This window comes from Arthrobacter agilis (genome assembly GCF_030816075.1).
Classification (GTDB): Bacteria; Actinomycetota; Actinomycetes; order Actinomycetales; family Micrococcaceae; genus Arthrobacter_D; species Arthrobacter_D agilis_E.
In genome coordinates, this window is the sequence record NZ_JAUSXO010000001.1 from 3,412,316 (window position 1) to 3,434,805 (window position 22,490).

The window sequence follows — 22,490 nt, forward strand, 5'->3', positions numbered from 1 at the left end:
TGGTTCTCCCGATGGCTCGATTGCGCCGCAGCAACACGCGCAGGCCCGGCATCACCCGCCGCCGCCATGGGAAGGGCTTCAGCTACAGGGCCCCGAACGGCGAACTGCTGCAGGACCGCGACGAGATCGCGCGCATCCGGGACCTCGTGATCCCGCCGGCGTGGAAGGACGTGTGGATCGCCCCGTATCCCAACGGGCACGTGCAGGCGATCGGCACGGACGACGCCGGGCGGCGCCAGTACATGTACCACCCCGCCTGGCGCGAGCAGAAGGACCGTGAGAAGTTCGACCGCGCACTCGACTTCGGCGCGAAGCTCCCGAGCGCCCGCCGTGCCATCACGCAGCACCTGCGCAGCGACGGGCTCTCGAGGGAGCGGGCGTTCGCGGCGGCGCTGCGGATCGTCGACTCCGGCGCGCTCAGGATCGGGTCCGCGCAGTACGCGGAGGCCAACGGGTCCTTCGGCGTGACCACCCTCCTCGTGGAGCACTGCACCATCGAGGGGAACATCATCACCTTCGACTTCCCCGGCAAGAGCGGACAGCACTGGGACACGGTCCTCGAGGACGAGGACCTCGCCCGCGCGCTGCGTCCCATGATGGAGCGCGAGGACGCCGACACCGTGCTCGCCTACCGGAGCGACGACGGCAGGTGGCACCACGTGGACGGATCGCAGCTCAACGAGTTCCTCCGCCAGGTCACCGGCGGGCCGTTCACGGCCAAGGACTTCAGGACCTGGCAGGCCACGGTCGTGGCCGCGATGGCCCTCGCCAAGGAGGACCTGAAGGCGACGAGCCGCACGGCCCGCCAGAAGGCCGTCACCGCGACCATGAAGGCCGTCGCCGACCACCTCGGCAACACCCCCTCCGTGGCCCGGAGCTCCTACGTGGACCCGCGGCTCGTGGACCGGTTCATGAGCGGGGAGGTCATCCCGATCACCACCTACTCGGCCTCGGAGAAGGCCGTGCAGGAGCTCCTGCAGGACTGAACCGGCGCATTTCCAACCACCCCGTTCGTCAGTACGCTGGCAGCGGGCGCCCAACGAGGAGCGCATCCTTCGACGAAAGGCAGCATCATGACCGAGAACGCTCATGGAGGACACATCGTCAACCCCAACGAGGGCGACGGGTCGACGTCGGATCCGAACTGGCAGGGCGACCTCGGCGACCAGGGTAACGACGTCCGTTTCGCGGAGGAGCAGGCCCTGATCAACCAGCAGGCCGGCCGCGCCGACCGCGACACGACCGAGGACGTGGACGCCGCCGAGGAGGGCCACTACACGAGCGCCGAGCCCGCCGGCGAATCCGGCGGCTACACCTCGGCTGAGGACCCGGCCGAGGAGGGTGAGTACACGGATGTGGACAAGCCCCTCGTCGAGGAGCCGGAAGGCCAGGGCGGGTACACCGACACGGACCGCTAGCCGGACCGCGGCCGGCGCCAGGACCGGCGCGTGACCGCAGGCCGCGACCCGGCCTGCCCTGATGGTCCGGGTGCCGATGCCGGCACCCGGACCATCAGTGCGTGCGGGTCGACCCGGGCCGTGATCGACGTGACGGACCCGGAAGGGTCGCCGTCGAGCTGGGTGGCGATCGGGTCCCCGGACCACACCGAGACCTCCCGGGCCCGGTAGTAGCTGATGACGGGGATGCCGCCGCGATGGCGCAGGAGGATCTTCGCCGCCATCCACGTCCAGCCGAGGAGGCTGCGCGGGCTGAGCACCACCACGTCCAGATAGCCGTCGTCGATCACCGCGTCGGGCACGAAGTCGACGCCCGCCGGCAGTTTCCCGCAGTTCGCGACGAGCAGGCTGCGGACCTTCCGGCTCTGCGGCGGCTGGCCGTCGAGGCGGATGGAGATGCGGCGCCGCCGGCCCGGGAGGTGCCGGACACCGGCCTCGCTGTACGCGAGCCACCCGAACCTGTCCTTGAGGTCCTGCTTGGCGTCGGTCATGACGCTCGCGTCGAAACCCACACCGCCCATGACCAGGAACGGATGCTCCGACGAGGCCTGCGTGCTGTCGTTGCGCAGGCTGATCCTGGCCATGTCGATGCGCCGCTCATGACCGTGCAGGGCGAGGCGGAGGCATCCGGCGATGTCGTTGTACGGAAGACCGAGGTTCCGTACCAGCAGGTTCCCCGTGCCGAGCGGGAGGAGCCCGAGGGCTGCCGGCTGGTGCGCGAGGGCCTGCGCCACGGCGCGCACCGTACCGTCACCACCGGCCGCGAGGACGACGTCGGCCCCGGCGCGGAGCGCCTGCTCGGCCTGGCCGCTGCCCGGGTCCCCGATGGTGGTCTCGAGGACGAGGGGAGGATCCCAGCCGGCGTCGGAGCAGGCCTGTTCCACGAGGGCGCGGGTGGGACCCGCCTGCAGCTTCGACGGGTTGAGCACGAGGGCGACACGCTGCGGCCCCGCCGGCACCGGGGCCGGCGCGTTGACGGCGGCGGTGGGCGTGCGGGTCTGCTGCAGCCGCCGGACCGACCAGTAGCTCTGCAGCGATGCGACGGCGGCGGAGGCCGCCGCGGTTCCGGCAAGCAGTTTGCGGCGCATGGTCACCCACAATAGCGGCACGGCCCGCCGGGACCGGCGGGCCCGCGGGCTTCGGTAGTCTTGACCGTGTGATCGACGTCAACGACCTCCGCCTGAATCCCGAGCAGTTCCGAGCATCGCAGCGCGCCCGCAGGGCGGACGAGTCGCTCATCGACGCCGTCCTCGCGGCGGACACGCGGCGCCGGGAGGCGGTCACCTCCTACGAGACGCTCCGCGCCGAGCAGAACGCCTTCGGCAAGAAGGTGGCGCAGGCCAAGGGCGAGGAGAAGCAGGCGCTCCTGGCCGAGGTCAAGGAGCTCGCGACGGCCGTCAAGGCGGCAGCGGCCGGCTCCGAGGAGGCGAAGACCGAGCAGGAGGCACTGCTGCGCCGGCTGCCGAACCTCGTGCAGGAGGGCGTACCGGAGGGCGGCGAGGACGACTACGAGGTCCTCCGGACGGTCGGCACGCCGAGGGACTTCGCTGCGGAGGGCTTCGAGCCCCGCGACCACCTCGAGATCGGCGAGCTGATCGGGGCGATCGACATGGAGCGCGGCGCGAAGGTCTCCGGATCGCGCTTCTACTTCCTCAAGGGCGTCGGCGCCCGGCTCGAGCTCGCCCTGCTGCAGATGGCGATGGACCAGGCGATCACGGCGGGCTTCACCCCGATGATCACCCCCACCCTCGTGCGTCCCGAGACCATGCAGGGCACCGGCTTCGACATCGCGCACGACGCCGAGATCTACCGGCTCGAGGCGGACGACCTCTACCTCGTGGGCACCTCGGAGGTGGCACTGGCCGGGTACCACTCGGACGAGATCATCGACCTCACCGCAGGCCCCGTGCGCTACGCGGGCTGGTCCTCCTGCTACCGCCGCGAAGCCGGCTCGCACGGCAAGGACACGCGCGGCATCATCCGCGTCCACCAGTTCAACAAGGTGGAGATGTTCACGTACACGACCGTCGAGGACGCCGCCGCCGAGCACCAGCGCCTCCTCGCCTGGGAGGAGGAGATGCTCGCGAAGGTCGAGCTGCCGTACCGCGTCATCGACACCGCAGCGGGCGACCTCGGGATGTCCGCCGCGCGGAAGTTCGACTGCGAGGCGTGGGTCCCCACCCAGGGCGACTACCGCGAGCTGACCTCGACGTCGAACTGCACCACCTTCCAGGCCAGGCGCCTGAACATCCGCGAGCGCCAGGAGGGCGAGGGGCAGAAGGGGACGCGCGCCGTCGCCACCTTGAACGGCACCCTCGCGACCACGCGCTGGATCGTCGCGATCCTCGAGCACCACCAGAACCCGGACGGCTCTGTCACGGTGCCCGCCGCGCTGCGCCCGTATCTTAACGGGCTGGACACCTTCCCGGTACTGGCGCCGCGGTAGCAGCGCGGCCGCGGCGTCTGGTTCACTGAAGTATGAGTACCTTGAGCAACCTCGACGGCGTGGGCGACCGGCAGGAGGACCGCAAGCGCCACCTCGTCGCCCTCGACGTGGACGGCACCCTCGTGGACCACGAGGGCTCCATGACGGAGGAGGTCCGCGACTCGGTGCGGGCCGTCGTCGACGCCGGGCACGACGTCATCATCGCCACGGGCCGGTCCCTCGGCGCCACCCTCCCGATCATCCGGCTCCTCGGCATCACCCGCGGCCACGCGGTGTGCTCCAACGGCGGTGTCACGCTGAGGATCGACAGCACGCTGCCCGAGGGCTTCGAGATCCTCGACCGCGTCACCTTCGACCCGAAGCCCGCCCTCACGGCCCTGCGCGAACGGCTCCCCTCCGCCAAGTACGCGCTCGAGGACGACCGTGGTCGGTTCCTGTCCACGGAGAGCTTCCAGGACGCGAGCTTCGGCTCCGAGGCCAAGAGCGTCGACTTCGAGGAGATGCTCGAGAGCCGCGCCGTGCGCGTCGTGGTGTTCAGCACCGACAGTTCGGCGGAGGAGTTCGGGCACGCCGTCGCATCGATCGGGCTGCACGGCGTGACCTACTCGGTGGGCTGGACGGCGTGGCTGGACATCGCCGCCTCCGGTGTCACGAAGGCCACCGCGCTGGAAGCCCTCCGGCAGCGGCTCGGCACGGACCCGCACCTCACGGTCGCGGTCGGTGACGGTCGCAACGACATCGAGATGCTCCAGTGGGCGGCCCGCGGCGTCGCCATGGGACAGGCTCCCGACGAGGTCCGTTCCGTCGTGTCGGAGGTCACCGGCAGCGTGCTCGACGACGGCGCCGCGAAGGTCCTGCGCTCGCTCGTCTGACGCGGCCCCGACGCCGCAGGCCTGCAGGAGGGACCGCGGGCCGGTACGCCTAGTACCCGGCCCCGAGTTCGATGAGCAGGACGCCCGCCATGATCAGGCAGAGGCCCAGCACCATGACGCGCGTGAGCGGCTCGCCGAACAGCACGCGCCCGGCCACGGCGGTCAGGGCCACGCCCGCGGCCGCCCAGATGCCGTACGCCACGCCGAGGCCCATGCCCGCCCTCAGCGCGAGCGTCAGGAACGTGAATGCCAGCAGGTACCCCACCACCACGGGCGCATACCAGGCCTTCCGCCCGTCGGAGGCCACCCGCAGGCTGAGGGTGGCCGCGACCTCCGTGACGATCGCGCCGGCCAGGAAGAGCCACATCATGCGCTGTCGCCTTCCGGTGCGGCCGCTGTCGCCGGTGCGGGCGGGTGCGAGCCGAGTTCGACGCACAGGACGCCCGCGATCACCAGGCCGATCCCCGCGAGCATGATCGGCGTGAGGGATTCCCCGAACAGCGCGGCCGACAGGAGCGCGGTCGCCGCGACGCCCAGCGCGGCCCACACGCCGTAGGCCACGCCCAACGCCATGCCGCGGCGGAGCACCGCCGCGAGGAGGACGAAGGCGGCGACATACCCGACGACGACGATCACGAAGAACACGGGCTGCTCCAGCGCGGCCTTCAGCGACAGGGAGGCCGTCACCTCGCTCACGATGGCACCGGCCAGCAGGATCCACTTCACGGGCGTCCGTCCCGGGCGCCGCGCACGCCAGCCCGTCCGCCGCCGGCGTCCGTGCCGGTCCTGCTGCTGCGCCCGGCCATCTAGTACGCCAGGCTCGCCGCGGGCAGCGACGCCGGTCCGGAGGTGAGATCCAGCAGGCGGGCGGCGGCCGGCCGGGTGGCCCACTCCTCCAGCCAGTGCGAGCGGACGACGGCGCGGCTCACTGCCTGCGTGGTGATGCCGAGCTCCTGCGCCACGTACTTCTGCTGCCCCCGGGCGCCCGGCGTCATGAGGTCGAGCACCGCCCATTCCGCGTCGGTCCGGGTGTAGACGATCTGCCCGAGCAGCCGGAGGACGGCCTCCGCCTCGGCGGCGATCTCGCCGTCGGGACCCTCGACCGCGAGGGGGATCCGCTCGCCGGTCTTCCGCGCCCGGTTCACGGCCCGCCGGGCGTACACCAGTCCGTAGCCCTCGGCGTCGATGATCCGCTCGGGCACCGGGGGTGTGAGCCCCCCGACGCCGATCCCGACGTGCCAGCGCCGGTGGCGGATGGCCCGCAGCGCGGCGTCGACCGCCGTCGGGGCCGCGTCCACCACGCCCTGCACCTCATCGCCCACCGAGCGCTGGAACGGGACCACGGTGGGCAGGTGGCGCAGCGCCCGGAGCAGGTCGGCCGTGAGGTCGCCCACCTCGCGCGAATCACGCTGGTTGATGGTCAGGACATAGTGCATGCGACCAGTATGGTCGTGAACCCCACGAATCAACCGTTTCCCGTTGATTCAGCGCGCCCTGTCGGATCGCTGTGTCCGACTGCCCTGTCCGACCGCCCTGTCCGACTGCCCTGTCAGAGGCGGACGAGGTCCTCGGCGAGGCGCCGCCGCAGTGTCCCCGGGGAGACCTCGGCCACCGTGTAGGTGATGCCCGCCTCGCCGGTGGCCGCGTCGAGCGTCCGCACCCGGTCCGCGGAGGCGTACACCGTGAGGACGGCCTGCGAGTCCGGCTCGATCCCCCCGGCCACCACAGTGGTGACCGCGAGTGCCCCGGCGAAGATCGTCGGCGCCTCCTCCTCGAACCGCTCCTGCGGCAGGGTGTCGGGCGTGCCGTCGCCGGCTGCTGCGCCCTGCGGGTCGACCAGCACGCCGAGGCGTTCCACGAGCTGCGCCGCGGGGTACACCTCGAACGCGTGGACCCCGGTGTCGCTGATCTGCTCCTCCAGCACCCGGTCGCCGTGCAGGTAGCCGAAGAGCCAGTGCGTCCCGGCCGCGGAGCGACGCTCGCCGGACACGATGCGCCGGCCCGTGCGCCGGAGCGTCAGGATGCCGGTGATCTCCGGAACGGCGCCGAGGCCGGTGGGTTCCGCCTGCCCCTTCGCCCGTGGGTAGGCGATCTGCTTCGCCAGCAGGCCCCGGAGCGCCACGGTGGCCATGAGCCGCTTGTCGCCGTCGTTCTTGTCGAGGAACGGCAGCGGCACCAGCTGCGAGCGGTCCACGCCGTCGAGTGCCACGATCTCCTCGTCCGTGAGGGTGGGCAGGGGACCGTCCGCGGGGGCGGAGCCGGTCAGCACCGCCTGCGCGCACTCGATGTCGCGGTCGGTCCAGTCAATCTGCTGCGTGGTCACGAGAACATTCCTCCGAGGGATCCGATCGGGTCATCCATGAAATCTCCCACATCCTCCGCGACATCCCCGATACCGTCGGCGATGTCCCCGGCGGTGTCCCTCACGCCGTCGTACGCGTCCGTGGCGAAGGACCCCACCGCATCCACCGCGTTGCCGGTGAACTCCGAGATGTCGTCCCAGTGGTCGTAGACGTAGGTCCCGGCGGCCCAGGCGCCGGCCGCCAGCCCTGCACCCACGACGATCCCGGCGCCCACCGGATTGAGCAGGCCCGCCGCCATCAGCAGGGTCCCGCCGCCACCGATGACCGACAGCCCGCCGGCGATCCGGTCGCCCACCCCGACGGCGCCCGAGTGGGCCGGGTCGATCATGTCGTGGATGCCGCCGGCGATCGCCAGCGGCGCGAGGACGGGGCCGGCGAAGCGGGTGACCTGCGAGAACCTGCTGGCGGTGACCAGTTCGTCGGCAAGTGCCGCGTTGCGCAGGCCGTTGCTGAGGTCGAAGATGCTCTTGCTGCCCAGGAAGGCCTGGGCGTCGCGGAGGAACTGGAAGGCATCCTTGCCCTTGAAGAAGAGCCCCAGACCCGCGGACCCCGCGGCGAAGAGATCGTCCAGCCAGCCCTGGCCGTCGTCGGTGGAACCCCCGGGACCGGCGGGCTGCCCCCCGGGCCCGCCCTGACCGCCGGGCCCGCCCTGACCGCCGGCGCCACCCGGTCCGCCGGACGAGCCCGAGGCCTGGTCGCTGGCCTGCTCCTGTTCACGGGCGTCGTCGACGAGCCGGGTGGAGCCCGTCTCCAGGCTCCCGGCGACGACGGCCAGTGCCATGTCGTGGCTGCTCCACTGGGCCTTGAAGCGGTCCGCGTCCGCTCCCCGCCACCCCTGGTTGTTGACGACGCGCTGCGTGAGCGTGGACCGGATGGTGCGCAGCTGGTCGGCCGACTGTGCGAACTGCTGGGCCAGGGCCTGCAGCTCCTGCACGTTCGCGCCGAGTGTTGCCGTCATGTCCGCCTCCGGGCTGGGATCTCATCACCTGTCGGCCCGACCCTACCGGGGCCCTGCGGAGGAGGCCATTGGGGAGGACTGCCCACGGGACCCGACCGGGTGCGGGATCACCGGGTGCTGACGACGGCGTACCGCCTGGGCTTGTCGATCACCGTGTACCCGCTGGCACTCACGACGAGCCCCACGACGAGGACCGGGACGAGCGGCACCAGGAGCGCCCCGCCGAGCATGCGCCAGATCCCGCGCCAGGCGCCCACCCGGCCGCCGTCGGCGGTCCGCACGGTCCGCAGCCCGAACAGGGCCTGGCCGAGGGTGCGGCGCATCCCGTAGAAGAGCCCGTACACGGCGACGGCGGCGAGGAAGCTCCCCAGGAGCACGGCGACGGCGACGCCCGTGGAACCGTCGGTGACGCTGCTGGTCCCGAGGACCAGCACCAGGTAGCACAGGGCCCACAGCAGTGCGCCGACGACGATGTCCACCGCGACCGCGCCGGTCCTGCGCCGGCCGCCGCCCCGTTGCAGGACGGCCCCGGTGCCGAGCCGCACCGTCGTCCTGTCCACGGGGGCCGACTGCCGGGGAGGGGAGGTGTGCTGGCTCATAGTGGCTTCAGTGTAGCCAGAGCGTCCCCGGACGCACGGAGCCCCCGCAGTCGGACCTGCGGGGGCTCCGTGGCTGCTGCGTCCCGAGGCCGGGGCTCAGCGGCCCTCGGGCGTCTCCGTCGCGTTCTTCGCGTCGACGTCGACGGAGCGGCCCTGCGGCTCGTCGTGCGCGCTGCCCTCGCCGATCTCCCTGAAGCGCTTGAGCGACGCCTCGACCTCGGCCTCGGCCTCCTCGCGGCCGGCCCAGTCGGCGGCCTCCACCCACTTGCCCGGCTCCAGGTCCTTGTACTTCGTGAAGAAGTGCTTGATCTCGTCCAGCAGGAAGTCGGAGACGTCCGCAAGGTCCTGGATGTGGTCGAAGCGGGCATCGACGGGGACGCACAGCACCTTCGCATCTCCACCGCCGTCATCGACCATGTTGAAGACGCCGATGGGGCGCGACTCCACGAGGACGCCCGGGATCAGGTCGAAGTCCTGGAGCAGCACGAGGGCGTCCAGCGGATCGCCGTCCTCGCCGAGGGTGTTCTCGAAGTAGCCGTAGTGGGTGGGGTACTGCATCGAGGTGAACAGGACCCGGTCCAGCCGCAGCCGGTGGGTGTCGTGGTCGATCTCGTACTTGACGCGCGAGCCCTTCGGGATCTCGATGGTGACGTCGAGCTTCATGGCAACTCCTGGGATAGGTCGAGGGTGACAGGCTGCGGCCGCGCCCTCCGGAGAAGGGGCTCCCTGCCGGTCTACTGTTAATCGTCAGCCCTAACATATCGGTCGGCTGCCGGTACCCGAGCATTTTCCCCGTGGTTTCCGTGCTGCCCGCGAGAGCTTGAGAAAGGACACCGTGTGCGCCCGCTCCGCCTGCTGACGGGTCTCCTCCTCGTCCTGGTGATGGCGGCGCTCGCGGTGCCCCTGGCCAACCACCTCGTGCCGGGCGTCCTGGCGGTCGTCGACCCGCCTCCTCCGGTCGAGCCGCCCGTCACCCCGGCACTGCAGGTCCCGCCCACGGCGGTGGCCGTGCCCGACGTCGTGGTTCCCCTCCCGCCGTCGGCGCCCGCCCCCGACCCCGCGGTGCTCGGCCCCCGGCTCGACGACGTCCTGCAGCTGGCGGGTGCGGGCAGCTTCGCGGGGACGGTCGTCGACTCCGCGGACGGCACGGTCCTCTACGCGCGGGACGCCGGCCGGCCCCAGCCCCCCGCCTCGAACATCAAACTGTTCACCGCCGTCGCCGCCATGACGTTCGGGCAGCCCGGCAGGACACTGACGACGTCGGTCCTCACCTCGGACGAGAGGTCCGGGTCCCTCTACCTCCACGGCGGCGGTGACGTCCTCCTCGGCTCCGGCGCCTCCGACCCGGGGGCCGTCGTCGGCCGTGCGGGCCTCGGTACCCTCGCGGCGGACACGGCCGCGGCCCTCCCGGCGGGCTCCGGACCGTACTCCGTCCGCCTCGACGACTCCCTGTTCGAGGGGGCTGCGCTGAACCCCACCTGGGCGCAGGGTGACATCGAGGCCGGGGAGATCGCGCCGCTGCACGCGCTCGCCGTCAACTCGGCCTGGCTCGAGGAGGGACGCTCCGGCGGGCCGCGCTCCCAGGACGCGGCCCTCGACGCGGCGCGTATCTTCGCCGCGGCCCTCGTCCCCGCCGCCGCGGAGCGCGGTATCACCGTCCTGCCGGAGGTGGAGCGGTCCGTCGCGCCGGACGACGCCGAGCCGCTGGCGGCCGTCGAATCAGCGCCGCTCGAGGACCAGATGCGCCGGATGCTCGAGATCTCCGACAACTACCTGGCCGAGGCGCTGGCACGCCGCGCGGCCCTGGACAGCGGGCGCCCGGCCTCCTTCGGCGGGGCCACCGAGGCGCTCACCGCCGCGGCCTCCGAGCTGGGGGTCCCGCAGGAAGGGCTCCTCATCGGGGACGCGGCGGGACTGTCCGTCCGCAACGCCGTCTCGCCCGAACAGCTGGCTGTGCTGGTCCGGGGCACCACCACGTCCGGCGAGGAGGGGCTCGCCGCCGTCGCGCGGTCCCTGCCGATCGCCGGCGCCACCGGCACCCTGGCCTCACGCTTCACGGCCGACGACGGGCCGGCCAGGGCCGGGGCGGGAGTGGTGCGCGCGAAGACCGGGACGCTGAACGCCGTCACCGGGCTCTCCGGGCACGTGGTCACGACCGACGGCCGCCTGCTCGTGTTCTCCTTCCTGGCCCTGGGCCTCGAGGGCAACACGGTGGAGGCACGGGGCGCGGCCGACAGCGCGGCCGCGGTCCTCGCGGGGTGCGGCTGCCGCTAGCCCTCGACCGGGTCCGCTGCGGGCCTGATCCGGGCCGGGTGCCGCCTGGTGCCGACGGGACGCACTGCGCACGGGCCGCCCGCTCCACCGATCGCTGGGAGCCGTCGTCAGCGGGATGTGATCGAATAGGCGCATGTCCAGGAACGAGTCCGCAGCATCCCGCCCGCAGCTGGTCAACTGGGACGTCGCGGCCTCGGACCGCAGCCTCCCTCGCCCCCGCCGGACCCACCATGAAGCCGGCCGACATCGCCCGCGCCGTGCAGAACATGCGCGAGCTCGCCGACGCCTCGGTCGGCCACGTCCACGCCATCTCGCGGCTCGACGCCGCACGGGACCTCCGCGACTCGGAACTGCTGATCGTCGACCGCGCCTCGTGGTCGAGGGCCAACTCGCAGAGCTTCCGCACCCTCATGGAACCCGCGCTGGACCAGCTCGCGACGTCGCGCCCCGAGGTCCTGAAGTCCGCGTCCCTGGTGCTCGGCGGGACCGTCACGGGCGCGCAGCTCGGCGCCATCCTCGCGTTCCTCTCCAGCAAGGTGCTGGGCCAGTACGATCCGTTCGTGCCCTCCCGCAACGGGCAGGGGGGCCGGCTGATGCTCGTGGCACCGAACATCATCTCGGTGGAACGCGAACTCAACGTCGATCCCTCCGACTTCCGGCTCTGGGTCTGCCTCCACGAACAGACGCACCGCGTGCAGTTCGCCGCCGCACCCTGGCTGAAGGATCACATGACCGGCCACATCGGGGAGCTGACCGCGGGGCTCGTCGACAAGGCAGATACGCTCTCCGACCGGCTCGGTGCGGCCGTGAAGAACATCACCGCGGCCAGGGCACGGGCACGCGGCGAGCGGACGGCGGAGGACGTCCCGCCGCAGGAGATGGGCGTCCTGTCCATCCTCCAGGACCCGGACGACAAGGCCCGCCTCTCCCACCTCACCGCCGTCATGAGCCTGCTCGAGGGCCACGCGAACGTCGTGATGGACGGGGTGGACGGGAGCATCGTGCCGTCGGTCAAGACCATCCGCCGCCGCTTCAACGCCCGCGGCAAGTCCCGTGGCCCGCTGGAGAAGGTCATCCGCCAGCTCATGGGGCTGGACGCCAAGATGCGCCAGTACAGCGACGGCTCCAAGTTCGTGCGGAGGGTCGTCAGCCAGACCGGCATGGAGGGCTTCAACGCCGTCTGGGAGTCGGCGTCGCACCTGCCCACCGAACGCGAGATCCACGCACCCGACGAGTGGATCGACAGGATGAGCCTGCACCGCCATGGGTAGGCGCCCCCGGCTGCTCCCCGCCGTCGGTACGGCACGCAACCTGGTCACCGCCGCCCTCGAGGGGATCCTGGCCGAGCCGGCACCGCGGCAGGGTCGCGGGTCCGGCGACCCGCACGGGACTCCTCCCGCGTCCTCCGGGGACGCGGCGGACATCCCCGACGCCGCGCTCCCGCCCCGCGAGCTGCCCCTCGTCCTCGTGGCCTGCAGCGGCGGCCCCGACTCGCTCGCGCTCGCCGCCGTGGCCGCGCACCTCGCGCACCTCGGACGCTGCCGCGTCGGGGCCGTCGTCGTCGACCACGGGCTCCAGGCCGGCAGCGCCGCGACGGCGGAACAGGCCGCAACCGCGGCGCGGGGGCTCGGCCTCGATCCCGTCGAGGTGCACCGCGTCACAGTGGACGCGACGCGCATGGGCCCCGAGGCAGCCGCCCGGGGCGCCCGCTACGCCGCGCTCGACGCCGCCGCGGCGCGCCTGGGGGCAGCGGCCGTCCTGCTCGGACACACCCTCGACGACCAGGCGGAGCAGGTGCTGCTGGGCCTGGCCCGCGGATCCGGCACCCGGTCCCTCGCCGGGATGCCCGCACGCCGGGGTCTCTACGTCCGGCCCCTCCTCGAGCTCCGCCGCGCGGACACCGAGTCCATCTGCGCCTTCTACGGGCTCGACCCCTGGCACGACCCCACCAACCTCGACCCGGCCTTCGCCCGCTCCCGCGTGCGCGGCGAGGTGCTCCCGTTCCTCGAGGACCGGCTGGGCCCGGGGATCGCCCAGGCGCTCGCGCGGACCGCCCGCATCCTCGGACAGGATGCCGACCACCTGGAACAGCTCAGCGCCGAGGCGTACGCCGGACTGCGACTCCCGGGTGACGACGGTGCGATCCTCCTGCCGGAGCACGGGCTGCTCGCCCTGCCCGCGGCGCTGAGGCAGCGCGTCCTCGCCCTCGCCGCCCTCGAGCTCGGGGCGTTCCAGCCGAGCTTCGAGCGGCTCCGTGCCGCGGAGGCCCTGCTGGAGAGAAAAGGGTCCGCCGGACCGGTGCAGCTGGGCGGGAAGGTGAGCGTCCACCGCCAGGTGCGCGGACGCTCCGTTCTCCGGGGTGAAGCAAGCTATGGCAATCTTGTCCTTACCAGCAATGGCAGCAACGATGGCCCGGCGTGAAGAAGTCGCGCCGTGAAACCCAGGAGTAATCGGTGGATTCCAACGACGTCCAATCAGATCTGAAGCACGTCCTCTACACCAAGGAGGAGATCCAGCAGCGGATCAACGAGCTGGCGCAGCAGATCGACGCCGACTACCAGGGGCGGGACATCCTCCTCGTGGGCGTCCTCAAGGGCGCGGTGATGGTCATGGCCGACCTAGCCCGCGCCCTGCACTCCCACATCACGATGGACTGGATGGCCGTCTCGTCCTACGGTTCGGGGACGCAGTCCTCGGGCGTCGTGAGGATCCTCAAGGACCTCGAGACGGACCTCATGGGCAAGCACGTCCTGATCGCCGAGGACATCATCGACTCGGGGCTGACGCTGTCCTGGCTCAAGGCGAACCTCCTGTCCCGTGGCCCGGCGTCCGTCGAGATCTGCACGCTCCTGCGCAAGCCGGATGCGGCGAAGGTGGATATCGACGTGAAGTACGTGGGCTACAACATCCCCAACGAATTCGTCGTCGGCTACGGCCTCGACTTCGCGGAGAAGTACCGCAACCTCGATTTCATCGGTACTCTCGCACCGCACGTCTACGAATAGGACGTCCCCACCGCACGCGGGCAGTACGCCAAGAGGGAACTATCGGCCCGATCCGCGCGTGGTGAATCTGGAACGGTGTATATGTTGAGGTGCTCATCTGGCACCCGCACGGCAATGTGCCGGCATATTTTTACTTGCATCAGCAGGAGGGACAGGGCTTGCTGCCCTGAGACGAATGACATTCAAGAACATCTTCAAGGGGCCCATCTTCTGGATTGTCCTGGCGGTCGTGGCGCTCCTGCTGGTCCTCCCCAGTCTCTTCGGCACCGGCAGCTCCCGGGTCGACACCAACGTCGGGCTCCAGCTCCTCGAAGATGACCAGGTCTCGCAGGCCAAGATCTACGACGGCGAGCAGCGCGTCGACCTCACCCTGCGCGAGGACTACGAGGACAAGGGCAAGAGCGTCCAGTTCTTCTACGGCTCCGCGCGGGCCGAGGGCGTCGTCGACGCCATCAACGCCTCCGACACGGACGGATTCACGGACCAGCCCGCCGAGAGCAACTGGCTGCTGAGCCTCGCCGGCCTGATCTTCCCGATCCTGATCCTCGGCGTCATCTTCTGGTTCCTCCTCAGCCGCATGCAGGGCGGCGGCTCCAAGGTCATGCAGTTCGGCAAGTCCAAGGCCAAGCTGATCTCCAAGGACATGCCCCAGGTGACGTTCAACGACGTCGCCGGAGCGGACGAGGCCGTCGAGGAGCTCCTGGAGATCAAGGAGTTCCTGCAGGAACCCGCGAAGTTCCAGGCCCTCGGCGCCAAGATCCCGAAGGGTGTCCTCCTGTACGGGCCTCCCGGTACCGGCAAGACGCTCCTCGCACGGGCCGTTGCCGGTGAGGCGGGCGTGCCCTTCTACTCCATCTCGGGCTCCGACTTCGTCGAGATGTTCGTCGGCGTCGGCGCCTCCCGTGTCCGCGACCTCTTCGAGCAGGCCAAGAACAACTCGCCGGCCATCATCTTCGTGGACGAGATCGACGCCGTCGGACGCCACCGCGGTGCCGGTGTGGGCGGCGGCAACGACGAACGCGAGCAGACCCTCAACCAGCTCCTGGTCGAGATGGACGGCTTCGACGCCACCACCAACGTGATCCTCATCGCCGCCACGAACCGCCCCGACGTCCTCGACCCGGCGCTCCTGCGCCCGGGCCGGTTCGACCGCCAGATCGGTGTCGAGGCGCCGGACATGCGGGGCCGCGAACACATCCTCAGCGTGCACTCCAAGGGCAAGCCCATGGCGTCCGGGGTGGACCTCAAGGGCGTCGCGAAGAAGACCCCCGGCTTCACCGGTGCGGACCTCGCGAACGTCCTCAACGAGGCCGCGCTCCTCACGGCCCGCTCCAACGCCCAGCTGATCGACGACCGCGCGCTCGACGAGGCCATCGACCGCGTCATCGCCGGCCCGCAGAAGCGCAGCCGCGTGATGAAGGAACTCGAACGGAAGATCACCGCCTACCACGAGGGCGGGCACGCCCTGGTGGCCGCGGCCCTGCGCAACACGGACCCGGTGACCAAGGTGACCATCCTGCCGCGCGGACGCGCCCTGGGCTACACCATGGTCATGCCGAGCGACGACAAGTACTCGGTGACGAGGAACGAGCTGCTCGACCAGCTCGCCTACGCCATGGGCGGCCGGGTCGCCGAGGAGATCGTCTTCCACGATCCCTCCACGGGCGCCTCGAACGACATCGAGAAGGCCACCGGGACCGCCCGGAAGATGGTCACCCAGTACGGCATGAGCGAGCGGATCGGCGCGGTGAAGCTCGGGCAGGGCGCCGGCGAGCCGTTCCTCGGCCGCGACATGGGCAGCGACCGCGACTACTCCGACCAGATCGCCCTCGTGGTCGACGAGGAGGTGCGCCGCCTCATCGACAACGCGCACGACGAGGCCTACCAGATCCTCACCGAGAACCGCGACGTGCTCGACCGCATCGCCCTCGAACTGCTCGAGCGCGAGACGCTCAACCAGGCGGAGATCGCCGAGGTCTTCTCCGCCGTCCGGCAGCGCGAGCTGCGGGAGGTGTGGCTGTCCAAGCAGACCCGCCCCGTGCACTCCCTGCCGCCCGTCACCTCGGCCAAGGAGCGCGCGGAAGCGCTGGCGAGCGGCCGGCCCGCCCCCGAGTCCGTGGCCCCGCAGGACCAGATCGCCGACGCGAACCTCCCCGGGGACTTCGACGTCCAGGGCTCGGAACTCCCCTCACCCGCCTCGGACGAGGGCTCCCGGGAGGCACGGGACAGCTAGTCCGCACGACACCGCCGGCCACAGGGCCGGCGGTGGTCCAACGAAGGGGAGTTGACCGTGACAGATTTCGACGACGAAGTGGTGGACGCCGCTCTGGTCGCCACCGGATCACCCGTCGACCAGCTCCGCATCCAGCGGGCGGTCCGGGAGATCCTGGCGGCCATCGGTGAGGATCCCGACCGTGACGGCCTGCTCGAGACCCCGAAACGCGTCGCGAAGGCGTACGCGGAGATGTTCTCCGGGCTCCACCAGGATGCCGCGGAGGTCCTCTCCACCTCCTTCGACCTGGACCACCAGGAGCTCGTCCTCGTGAAGGACATCCCGTTCTACTCCACCTGCGAACACCACCTGGTGCCGTTCCACGGGACCGCCCACATCGGCTACATCCCCTCCGTGGACGGCCGCGTCACCGGTCTGAGCAAGCTCGCCCGGCTCGTGGAGGTCTACGCGCGCAGGCCCCAGATCCAGGAGCGGCTGACGACGCAGATCGTCGATGCGATGATGGAACACCTGAAGCCCAAGGGCGCGATCGTCGTCATCGAATGCGAGCACATGTGCATGTCGATGCGCGGGGTGCGGAAGCCCGGCGCGAAGACCGTCACGTCCGCCGTACGCGGCCAGATCCGCGAGACGGCGACGCGCGCCGAGGCCATGAGCCTCATTCTCGGAAGGTAGGACCCCCCTGATGGATTCTCTCGCAGCAGCGCCCGGGACGGGGCCGGCGACCTCCCCGCTGCCGGTCATCCGGCCCGTCCGCAGGGCCAAGACCGTGGGGGACCTGCCCACGGACCGCGCCGTCGTCATGGGGATCCTCAACGTCACGCCGGATTCCTTCAGCGACGGCGGCAAGTACGCCGGCACCGACGACGCGATCAGCCACGGCCTGCGGATGCACTACGGCGGCGCCGACATCATCGACGTCGGCGGGGAGTCCACCCGGCCCCACGCCCGGCAGGTGCCGGTCGAGGAGGAGCTGGCGCGCGTGCTGCCCGTGGTCGCCGCACTCGTGAAGGCGGGGGCCCTCGTCAGCATCGACACCATGCACGCGGAGACGGCGCGGCAGGCCCTCGACGCCGGGGCCGCGATCATCAACGACATCTCCGGCGCCGAGCTCGATCCCGCCATGCCCGCCCTCGTCGCGGAGCGCGGCGTCCCGTACATCCTGACCCACCGGCGGGGGGACGCGGCCACCATGGACGGCCTGGCCCACTACGACGACGTCGTCGCCGAGGTGGTCGCGGAGCTCGCGGCACTGCGGGACCGCTTCGTCGAGGCCGGAGTGGCCGCGGACCGGATCATCCTGGACCCCGGGCTGGGCTTCGCCAAGACCGACGAGCACAACTGGGCCCTCCTGCGGCGCCTGGACGCCTTCACCGGGATGGGTCACCGCGTGCTCGTCGGCGCATCCCGCAAGCGCTTCCTCGGGACGCTGCTGACCTCTGCGGGGAAGGCCGCCACCCCCGGTGAGCGCGATGCCGCCTCGCTCGCCGTCGCGACCCTCGCCGCGGCCGCCGGCGCGTGGGGCGTGCGTGTCCATGACCCGGCCGCCACGCTCGACGCCGTCAAGGTCGCCTCAGCCGCCGCCGGTCCGCGCCCGTGACGAGCCAGGCCGCCCCCGGCCGCCCGGGCTCACCCTCGGGGGACCTCGACACCGTCGTGCTGAAGGGCATCACGGCCACGGGCTTCCACGGGGTCTTCGACCACGAGCGCCGCGACGGGCAGCCGTTCGTCGTCGACGTCGTCCTCCACCTGGACCTGCAGCCTGCCGGCACCAGTGACGACCTCACGCGGACGGCCCACTACGGCGAGCTCGCCGAACTGGTGCACGGGATCATCGAGGGCGAACCGTTCGACCTCATCGAAGCCCTCGCCGAGACCATCGCCGCGTCCGTCCTGGGTGCCTTCCCGGTCACGGCCGTCGACGTCACGGTCCACAAACCGCAGGCGCCCATCGAGGTGCCGTTCGGCGACGTGTCCGTCACGCTGCGCAGGAGCCGGGCATGAGCGGCACCGTCCGGTCCGTGCTCGCCCTCGGCAGCAACCTCGGAGCCAGCAACGACACCCTGGTGCGTGCCGTCGCGGACCTCGTGGAATCGGACCGTGTGCGCCTGCACGCCGTCTCGCCCGTGGTGCGGACCCGGCCGGTGGGCGGACCCGAGCAACCCGACTACCTCAACATGGTGATCGAGGTGGAGACGGACCTCGGCCCGTACGAGCTCCTGGCCCACTGCCAGTCCGTCGAGGACGGGCACCACCGCAAGCGCACCGTGCGCTGGGGGCCGCGGACGCTCGACGTCGACGTCATCACCTACGGGTCCTGGACCTCCGACGACGAGATCCTGACCATCCCGCACCCCCGGGCGGCGTCGAGGGCCTTCGTCCTGCAGCCCTGGGCCTGGATGGACTCGGGCGCCGTGCTGAACGGCCGGCCGGTGGCGGAACTCGCCGCCGAGGCCGATGACCTTGCGGGCCTGGTGCCCTACGAGGGAGTCTAGGACGCTGTGAGCACCCTTCGGTTCCGCTGGTTGGCCCTGGTGGGCCTGGTGGCCGGATTCGCCGGCTGGCTGGTCAACTGGCTCGCCACGCGGAACGGCTTCGGCACGCCCACGCTGCCCCTGACCTCGCTCGTCACGACGGCGCTCATCATCGCGATCACCCTCGTGTTCGGCCGGCGCGTGCTCCGCTGGCGCAACGGCGACCACGACCGCCCGCTCGATCCGATCCTGGCCACCCGCACGCTCGTCCTCGCGCAGGCGTGCGCCTACGCCGGGGCGCTGAGCCTCGGCTGGCACGCCGGTATCCTCGTGGACCAGGTGGCCCTCCTGTCGGTGCGCTCGGCCACCGGACCCCTCTGGGGGTCGGCCGCCCTGATGGCGGGCGGGATCATCATGATTATGGTGGGATTGGTCGTCGAGGACTTCTGCCGGATCCCGCCCGACGACGACGGCTCGGGTGCGGCGGGATCGAGCGAGGGGGAGTATGCGTAGGGAACCGATCGATCCGTCCGGACTCGAGTGGTCGAGGGTGTCGCCGAAGTACCTGCGCGTCAGGGTCATCGGCTGGCTCATCGGCTCACTCGTCTGGCTCGTCCTGGCGAGCGTCCCGCTGGTGCTGCGCCTCACGGGGGTCTGGGACTCCTTCCCTGCCGTCTGGATCGCGTGGGGCCTCCCCGCGGCCGTCCTGGTGATGTCCGTGTGGCGCGGGGTCCTCCTGCCGCGGCAGGTCGCCTCGATCGGCTACGCGGAGCGCGACGACGACCTCCTCGTGCGCCAGGGCGTCTTCTTCCAGCGCACCCTGGTGGTCCCGTACGGCCGGATGCAGTACGTCGACGTCGCCGTCGGCCCCCTGGAACGCGCCTACGGCATCTGCACGCTCAAGCTGCACACCGCCTCTCCCGCCACCAATGCCCTCATCCCCGGGCTGCCGGCCGAGGAGGGCACACGCCTGCGCGAGCAGCTGTCCGCGCGGGGAGAAGCCAGGCTGGCGGGGCTGTGACCCCGGTGGACGGTCCCCCCGGAGCGCTGCCCGCGCACACCGATCCCGACGGCGCCGACGGCCCCGCCGGCCCGCGGGACGACGCCTGGCAGCGGGTCCACGTGATCTCGCCGCTCGTGCGCGGCTGGATCGTGCTGGTGGCCATCCTCTACTTCGTGGGCCGCGACTGGTTCGAGGGACTGTTCTCCGCCGAGACGAGGGGCCGCGGCCCCCTGCCCGAGGGTGTCGCCCCGCTGCTCGCCGGCGGGGTCCTCCTCGGTGTCGTGCTCATCGTCGCCGGTGCCTTCCTCGTCTCCTGGTACTTCACGCGGTACCAGGTGACGGCCGAGCACGTGCGCGTCCACTCCGGCGTCGTCTTCCGGCAGCAGCGGCAGGCGAGGCTGGACCGGGTGCAGGCGATCGACATCGTCCAGCCCTTCCTCGCCCGCATCTTCGGCCTGGCCGAACTCAAGTTCGAGGTGGCCGATGCCGGCGAGTCCGCCGTCCGGCTCGCCTTCCTGAAGCTCGACGACGCCCAGAGGCTCCGCGCCACGATCCTCGCGCGGGCCGCGGGCGTCGACGCGGACCCGGAGCATCCCGAGGAGGTCGCCGAGGCGCCCGAGCGCGAGGTGGTGGCGCTCCCGCCGGGCCGGGTGATCGGCGCGGCCGTCCTGTCCGGCATGACCGTCGCGCTCGTCGTCGCGGCCGTCGTCGTCGTCACGATCGGCGTCGTCTTCGAGACACCGATCATCGCGACGTCCTTCATCCCGATCCTCATCGGCGTCGTCGGCGGCTACTGGTCCGCCCTCAACACCGGCTACAACTTCCGGGCCGCCACCTCCCCGGACGGCATCCGGATGCGGTACGGCCTGCTGGACACGCGGTCACAGACCGTCCCGCCGGGCCGGGTGCAGGCCCTCAGCATCGTGCAGCCGCCGCTGTGGCGCTTCAAGGGCTGGTACCGGGTCACCGTGAACGTCGCCGGATACGGTGCCGCCGCCTCGAGCGAGGGCCAGGCACGCGCCACCCTGCTGCCGGTCGGGACGCGGGACGAGGTGCTGCAGACCCTGGCGCTCGTGCTGCCCGACCCCGGGACGTCCCGTCCCGTCGAGCTCGTCGCGGCGGGCCTGGCCGGCCGGGGCGACGGGGAAGGGTTCGTCACCACGCCCCGCCGCGCCCGGTGGCTCGCGCCGCTGGCGTGGCGCCGGAACGGCTTCGCCGTGACGGGGACGGCGCTGCTCCTGCGTTCCGGCGTGCTGTGGCGCCAGCTCGTCGTCGTGCCGCACGAGCGGACCCAGTCGCTCTCCCTCCACCAGGGGCCCCTGGGCCGGCGGTTCGGGGTCTCCGACCTGCAGCTCCAGACGACGCCCGGCCCTGTCACCGCCCGTGTACCCCTCGCCGACACCCCCACCGCGTGGGAGCTCTTCCACGGGCAGGCGGCGCGGGCCGCGGAGGCGCGGCGCCGCAGCGGCCCCGAGCAGTGGATGAAGCCCGTCCCTGCAGCCGCTCCACCGGCCACCGGTCCCGGCGACCCGGGGACGTCCGTCGTGCCGGCGCCCGTCCCCGGCCCGGCCGGTGGGGACGGACCGCTCGCCGGGCGGCCGCCCGGGACGGTCCTGCCGATGCCGGGCACCGGACACCTCGGGGCCGCCGCGCAGGCCGCACCCGTCGGGGCTCCCGGGACCGCCGAAGCCGTGGAGGACCCCGGAGCCGCCGGACCGGACACGCCACCCGCGCGCGAGGTCATGCCCGAGGTGCCCCGCTACGTCCCCGCGCCCACCGGGAGCGAGGTACCCACCGATGGCCCGCGCTGACGCCTCGAGGCGCCCGGGGCGGCTCGGGGTCGGAGTGGTCGGGGCCGGCAGGGTCGGCGCCGTCCTGGGTGCGGCCCTGCGCTCGGCGGGCCACGCCGTCGTCGGCGTCTCCGCGGTCTCCGAGGCCAGCCGCGAGCGCGCCGAGAGCCTGCTGCCCGGGGTGCCCGTGCTGGAGGTCCCGGATGTCATCGAACGCGCCGAACTGGTGCTGCTCGCCGTGCCCGACGACGCCCTGCCCACCCTGGTGGAAGGGCTCGCGCAGCTGGGCGCCTGGCAGGCGGGCCAGCTCGTGGTGCACACCTCCGGCCGCTACGGCACCTCCGTGCTCGGGCCCGCCCGGGCGGCCGGCGCCATCCCCCTGGCCATCCACCCGGCCATGACGTTCACCGGGCTGAGCCTCGACCTCGGGCGGCTCCCGGACAGCATGTTCGGCATCACCGCCCCGGCCGCCGTGCTCCCCATCGCGCAGGCGCTCGTCGTCGAGATGGGGGCCGAGCCCGTGGTCATCGAGGAGGAGTCCCGTGCGCTGTACCACGCGGCCCTCGCCCACGCGTCGAACCACCTCGTGACCCTCGCGGCGCAGTCCTCCCAGCTGCTGTCCGACATCGGCGTCCAGCACCCCGACCGGCTGCTCGGCCCCCTCATGAAGGCGTCGCTGGAGAACGCGCTGTCCGCCGGCGAGGGCGCCCTGACCGGTCCCGTGGCCCGCGGCGACGCCGGGACGGTCCGCGCGCACCGGGCCGCCCTGGAGTCCCACGACGCCCCCGACACCCGCCAGGCCTACCTCGGCATGGCGCGGGCGACGGCCCTGCGCGCCCTGGAGCGCGGCATCCTCTCGCCCGCGCAGGGACAGGCCATCCTCGCGGTGCTCGCCGACACCCCGGCGGACGGACCTCCCGGCGGGCCGGACGCCCCGCGTCCCTGACGCCCTCCGGGAGCCCGCCCGGACCAGCCCGCCCCCTGACAGACCGACTCCGCCCCGGAAGGACCTCCCC

Annotated in this window: 24 protein-coding genes and 1 pseudogene; 17 read left to right on the forward strand and 8 right to left on the reverse strand. The window is 72.0% G+C overall.

What is annotated here, in order from left to right:
• Positions 1 to 11: 11 nt before the first annotated feature.
• Together QFZ50_RS16095 and QFZ50_RS16100 are read left to right on the forward strand one after the other, a co-directional pair.
• A complete protein-coding gene (locus QFZ50_RS16095; RefSeq protein ID WP_307085852.1) occupies positions 12 to 986 on the forward strand; it encodes a DNA topoisomerase IB in 975 nt (324 codons plus the stop codon).
• Positions 987 to 1,073: 87 nt separating this feature from the next.
• Positions 1,074 to 1,418 (forward strand): hypothetical protein, encoded by a 345-nt coding sequence (locus QFZ50_RS16100; RefSeq protein ID WP_307085853.1) that lies wholly within the window; start codon positions 1,074 to 1,076, stop codon positions 1,416 to 1,418.
• Here QFZ50_RS16100 and QFZ50_RS16105 read toward each other — a convergent pair.
• A complete protein-coding gene (locus tag QFZ50_RS16105) occupies positions 1,415 to 2,545 on the reverse strand; it encodes a diacylglycerol/lipid kinase family protein (protein ID WP_307085854.1) in 1,131 nt (376 codons plus the stop codon). The genes QFZ50_RS16100 and QFZ50_RS16105 overlap by 4 nt on opposite strands.
• Positions 2,546 to 2,613: 68 nt before the next feature.
• Here QFZ50_RS16105 and serS point away from each other — a divergent pair, with 68 nt between their 5' ends.
• A complete protein-coding gene (serS, locus tag QFZ50_RS16110; RefSeq protein WP_307085855.1) occupies positions 2,614 to 3,903 on the forward strand; it encodes a serine--tRNA ligase in 1,290 nt (429 codons plus the stop codon).
• Positions 3,904 to 3,935: 32 nt separating this feature from the next.
• The gene (locus QFZ50_RS16115) at positions 3,936 to 4,775 is read left to right on the forward strand and encodes an HAD family hydrolase (RefSeq protein ID WP_307085856.1); all 840 of its coding nucleotides are present in this window, start codon (positions 3,936 to 3,938) and stop codon (positions 4,773 to 4,775) included.
• Positions 4,776 to 4,824: 49 nt separating this feature from the next.
• Here QFZ50_RS16115 and QFZ50_RS16120 read toward each other — a convergent pair whose 3' ends face one another.
• From QFZ50_RS16120 to QFZ50_RS16150, 7 genes are all read right to left on the reverse strand, one after another.
• Positions 4,825 to 5,145 (reverse strand): DMT family transporter, encoded by a 321-nt coding sequence (locus tag QFZ50_RS16120; protein WP_307085858.1) that lies wholly within the window; start codon positions 5,143 to 5,145, stop codon positions 4,825 to 4,827.
• Positions 5,142 to 5,501 (reverse strand): DMT family transporter, encoded by a 360-nt coding sequence (locus QFZ50_RS16125; RefSeq protein ID WP_307085860.1) that lies wholly within the window; start codon positions 5,499 to 5,501, stop codon positions 5,142 to 5,144. Before QFZ50_RS16125 ends, QFZ50_RS16120 begins: the two co-directional genes overlap by 4 nt.
• A gap of 80 nt (positions 5,502 to 5,581) precedes the next feature.
• Positions 5,582 to 6,211 carry a hypothetical protein gene (locus QFZ50_RS16130; RefSeq protein WP_307085862.1) on the reverse strand — a complete coding sequence of 210 codons (630 nt, stop codon included), beginning with the start codon at positions 6,209 to 6,211 and terminating at the stop codon, positions 5,582 to 5,584.
• Between the two features lie 113 nt (positions 6,212 to 6,324).
• Positions 6,325 to 7,098: a hypothetical protein gene (locus tag QFZ50_RS16135; protein ID WP_307085864.1), complete on the reverse strand. Its 774-nt coding sequence runs from the start codon at positions 7,096 to 7,098 to the stop codon at positions 6,325 to 6,327.
• Complete coding sequence (locus tag QFZ50_RS16140) at positions 7,095 to 8,096, reverse strand: WXG100 family type VII secretion target (RefSeq protein ID WP_307085866.1); 1,002 nt, start codon at positions 8,094 to 8,096, stop codon at positions 7,095 to 7,097. The genes QFZ50_RS16135 and QFZ50_RS16140 overlap by 4 nt, the downstream gene beginning before the upstream one ends.
• A gap of 107 nt (positions 8,097 to 8,203) precedes the next feature.
• Positions 8,204 to 8,695, reverse strand: a complete 492-nt coding sequence (locus tag QFZ50_RS16145) for an RDD family protein (RefSeq protein WP_307085867.1) — start codon at positions 8,693 to 8,695, stop codon at positions 8,204 to 8,206.
• 96 nt (positions 8,696 to 8,791) lie between these two features.
• A complete protein-coding gene (locus tag QFZ50_RS16150) occupies positions 8,792 to 9,358 on the reverse strand; it encodes an inorganic diphosphatase (protein ID WP_307085869.1) in 567 nt (188 codons plus the stop codon).
• Between the two features lie 174 nt (positions 9,359 to 9,532).
• Here QFZ50_RS16150 and dacB point away from each other — a divergent pair, with 174 nt between their 5' ends.
• The 13 genes and pseudogenes from dacB to QFZ50_RS16215 all read left to right on the forward strand — a co-directional run bounded on the left by dacB (position 9,533) and on the right by QFZ50_RS16215 (position 22,420).
• Positions 9,533 to 10,969: a D-alanyl-D-alanine carboxypeptidase/D-alanyl-D-alanine endopeptidase gene (gene dacB, locus QFZ50_RS16155; protein ID WP_307085871.1), complete on the forward strand. Its 1,437-nt coding sequence runs from the start codon at positions 9,533 to 9,535 to the stop codon at positions 10,967 to 10,969.
• A 133-nt stretch (positions 10,970 to 11,102) separates the two neighbouring features.
• A pseudogene (locus QFZ50_RS16160) lies at positions 11,103 to 12,240 on the forward strand (zinc-dependent metalloprotease).
• Positions 12,233 to 13,390: a tRNA lysidine(34) synthetase TilS gene (gene tilS / locus QFZ50_RS16165; protein WP_307085873.1), complete on the forward strand. Its 1,158-nt coding sequence runs from the start codon at positions 12,233 to 12,235 to the stop codon at positions 13,388 to 13,390. The pseudogene QFZ50_RS16160 and the gene tilS overlap by 8 nt, the downstream one beginning before the upstream one ends.
• Before the next feature lie 32 nt (positions 13,391 to 13,422).
• Positions 13,423 to 13,974 (forward strand): hypoxanthine phosphoribosyltransferase, encoded by a 552-nt coding sequence (hpt, locus tag QFZ50_RS16170; protein ID WP_307085875.1) that lies wholly within the window; start codon positions 13,423 to 13,425, stop codon positions 13,972 to 13,974.
• A 175-nt stretch (positions 13,975 to 14,149) separates the two neighbouring features.
• On the forward strand, positions 14,150 to 16,207 hold the full coding sequence (gene ftsH / locus QFZ50_RS16175) for an ATP-dependent zinc metalloprotease FtsH (RefSeq protein WP_307085877.1): 2,058 nt from the start codon (positions 14,150 to 14,152) through the stop codon (positions 16,205 to 16,207).
• Positions 16,208 to 16,264: 57 nt separating this feature from the next.
• On the forward strand, positions 16,265 to 16,882 hold the full coding sequence (folE, locus tag QFZ50_RS16180) for a GTP cyclohydrolase I FolE (RefSeq protein ID WP_307085879.1): 618 nt from the start codon (positions 16,265 to 16,267) through the stop codon (positions 16,880 to 16,882).
• A gap of 10 nt (positions 16,883 to 16,892) precedes the next feature.
• On the forward strand, positions 16,893 to 17,807 hold the full coding sequence (gene folP, locus QFZ50_RS16185) for a dihydropteroate synthase (RefSeq protein WP_307085881.1): 915 nt from the start codon (positions 16,893 to 16,895) through the stop codon (positions 17,805 to 17,807).
• A complete protein-coding gene (folB, locus tag QFZ50_RS16190) occupies positions 17,804 to 18,211 on the forward strand; it encodes a dihydroneopterin aldolase (RefSeq protein ID WP_307085883.1) in 408 nt (135 codons plus the stop codon). The genes folP and folB overlap by 4 nt, the downstream gene beginning before the upstream one ends.
• The gene (folK, locus tag QFZ50_RS16195; RefSeq protein ID WP_307085885.1) at positions 18,208 to 18,702 is read left to right on the forward strand and encodes a 2-amino-4-hydroxy-6-hydroxymethyldihydropteridine diphosphokinase; all 495 of its coding nucleotides are present in this window, start codon (positions 18,208 to 18,210) and stop codon (positions 18,700 to 18,702) included. The genes folB and folK overlap by 4 nt, the downstream gene beginning before the upstream one ends.
• Before the next feature lie 6 nt (positions 18,703 to 18,708).
• Positions 18,709 to 19,194: a DUF3180 domain-containing protein gene (locus QFZ50_RS16200; protein WP_307085887.1), complete on the forward strand. Its 486-nt coding sequence runs from the start codon at positions 18,709 to 18,711 to the stop codon at positions 19,192 to 19,194.
• Positions 19,187 to 19,702, forward strand: a complete 516-nt coding sequence (locus QFZ50_RS16205; RefSeq protein ID WP_307085889.1) for a PH domain-containing protein — start codon at positions 19,187 to 19,189, stop codon at positions 19,700 to 19,702. The genes QFZ50_RS16200 and QFZ50_RS16205 overlap by 8 nt, the downstream gene beginning before the upstream one ends.
• Before the next feature lie 5 nt (positions 19,703 to 19,707).
• Positions 19,708 to 21,495: a PH domain-containing protein gene (locus QFZ50_RS16210; RefSeq protein ID WP_307085891.1), complete on the forward strand. Its 1,788-nt coding sequence runs from the start codon at positions 19,708 to 19,710 to the stop codon at positions 21,493 to 21,495.
• A complete protein-coding gene (locus tag QFZ50_RS16215; RefSeq protein ID WP_307085893.1) occupies positions 21,482 to 22,420 on the forward strand; it encodes a Rossmann-like and DUF2520 domain-containing protein in 939 nt (312 codons plus the stop codon). Before QFZ50_RS16210 ends, QFZ50_RS16215 begins: the two co-directional genes overlap by 14 nt.
• The last annotated feature ends 70 nt before the right edge of the window (positions 22,421 to 22,490 follow it).

What these genes read in the sequence shown, in the direction of transcription:
- QFZ50_RS16095 (WP_307085852.1), top strand. Translation starts at nt 12, where the DNA reads ATGGCTCGATTGCGCCGCAGCAACACGCGCAGGCCCGGCATCACCCGC.
- QFZ50_RS16100 (WP_307085853.1), top strand. Translation starts at nt 1,074, where the DNA reads ATGACCGAGAACGCTCATGGAGGACACATCGTCAACCCCAACGAGGGC.
- QFZ50_RS16105 (WP_307085854.1), bottom strand. Translation starts at nt 2,545, where the DNA reads ATGCGCCGCAAACTGCTTGCCGGAACCGCGGCGGCCTCCGCCGCCGTC.
- QFZ50_RS16115 (WP_307085856.1), top strand. Translation starts at nt 3,936, where the DNA reads ATGAGTACCTTGAGCAACCTCGACGGCGTGGGCGACCGGCAGGAGGAC.
- QFZ50_RS16120 (WP_307085858.1), bottom strand. Translation starts at nt 5,145, where the DNA reads ATGATGTGGCTCTTCCTGGCCGGCGCGATCGTCACGGAGGTCGCGGCC.
- QFZ50_RS16130 (WP_307085862.1), bottom strand. Translation starts at nt 6,211, where the DNA reads ATGCACTATGTCCTGACCATCAACCAGCGTGATTCGCGCGAGGTGGGC.
- QFZ50_RS16140 (WP_307085866.1), bottom strand. Translation starts at nt 8,096, where the DNA reads ATGACGGCAACACTCGGCGCGAACGTGCAGGAGCTGCAGGCCCTGGCC.
- QFZ50_RS16145 (WP_307085867.1), bottom strand. Translation starts at nt 8,695, where the DNA reads ATGAGCCAGCACACCTCCCCTCCCCGGCAGTCGGCCCCCGTGGACAGG.
- QFZ50_RS16150 (WP_307085869.1), bottom strand. Translation starts at nt 9,358, where the DNA reads ATGAAGCTCGACGTCACCATCGAGATCCCGAAGGGCTCGCGCGTCAAG.
- tilS (WP_307085873.1), top strand. Translation starts at nt 12,233, where the DNA reads ATGGGTAGGCGCCCCCGGCTGCTCCCCGCCGTCGGTACGGCACGCAAC.
- ftsH (WP_307085877.1), top strand. Translation starts at nt 14,150, where the DNA reads ATGACATTCAAGAACATCTTCAAGGGGCCCATCTTCTGGATTGTCCTG.
- folP (WP_307085881.1), top strand. Translation starts at nt 16,893, where the DNA reads ATGGATTCTCTCGCAGCAGCGCCCGGGACGGGGCCGGCGACCTCCCCG.
- folK (WP_307085885.1), top strand. Translation starts at nt 18,208, where the DNA reads ATGAGCGGCACCGTCCGGTCCGTGCTCGCCCTCGGCAGCAACCTCGGA.
- QFZ50_RS16205 (WP_307085889.1), top strand. Translation starts at nt 19,187, where the DNA reads ATGCGTAGGGAACCGATCGATCCGTCCGGACTCGAGTGGTCGAGGGTG.
- QFZ50_RS16215 (WP_307085893.1), top strand. Translation starts at nt 21,482, where the DNA reads ATGGCCCGCGCTGACGCCTCGAGGCGCCCGGGGCGGCTCGGGGTCGGA.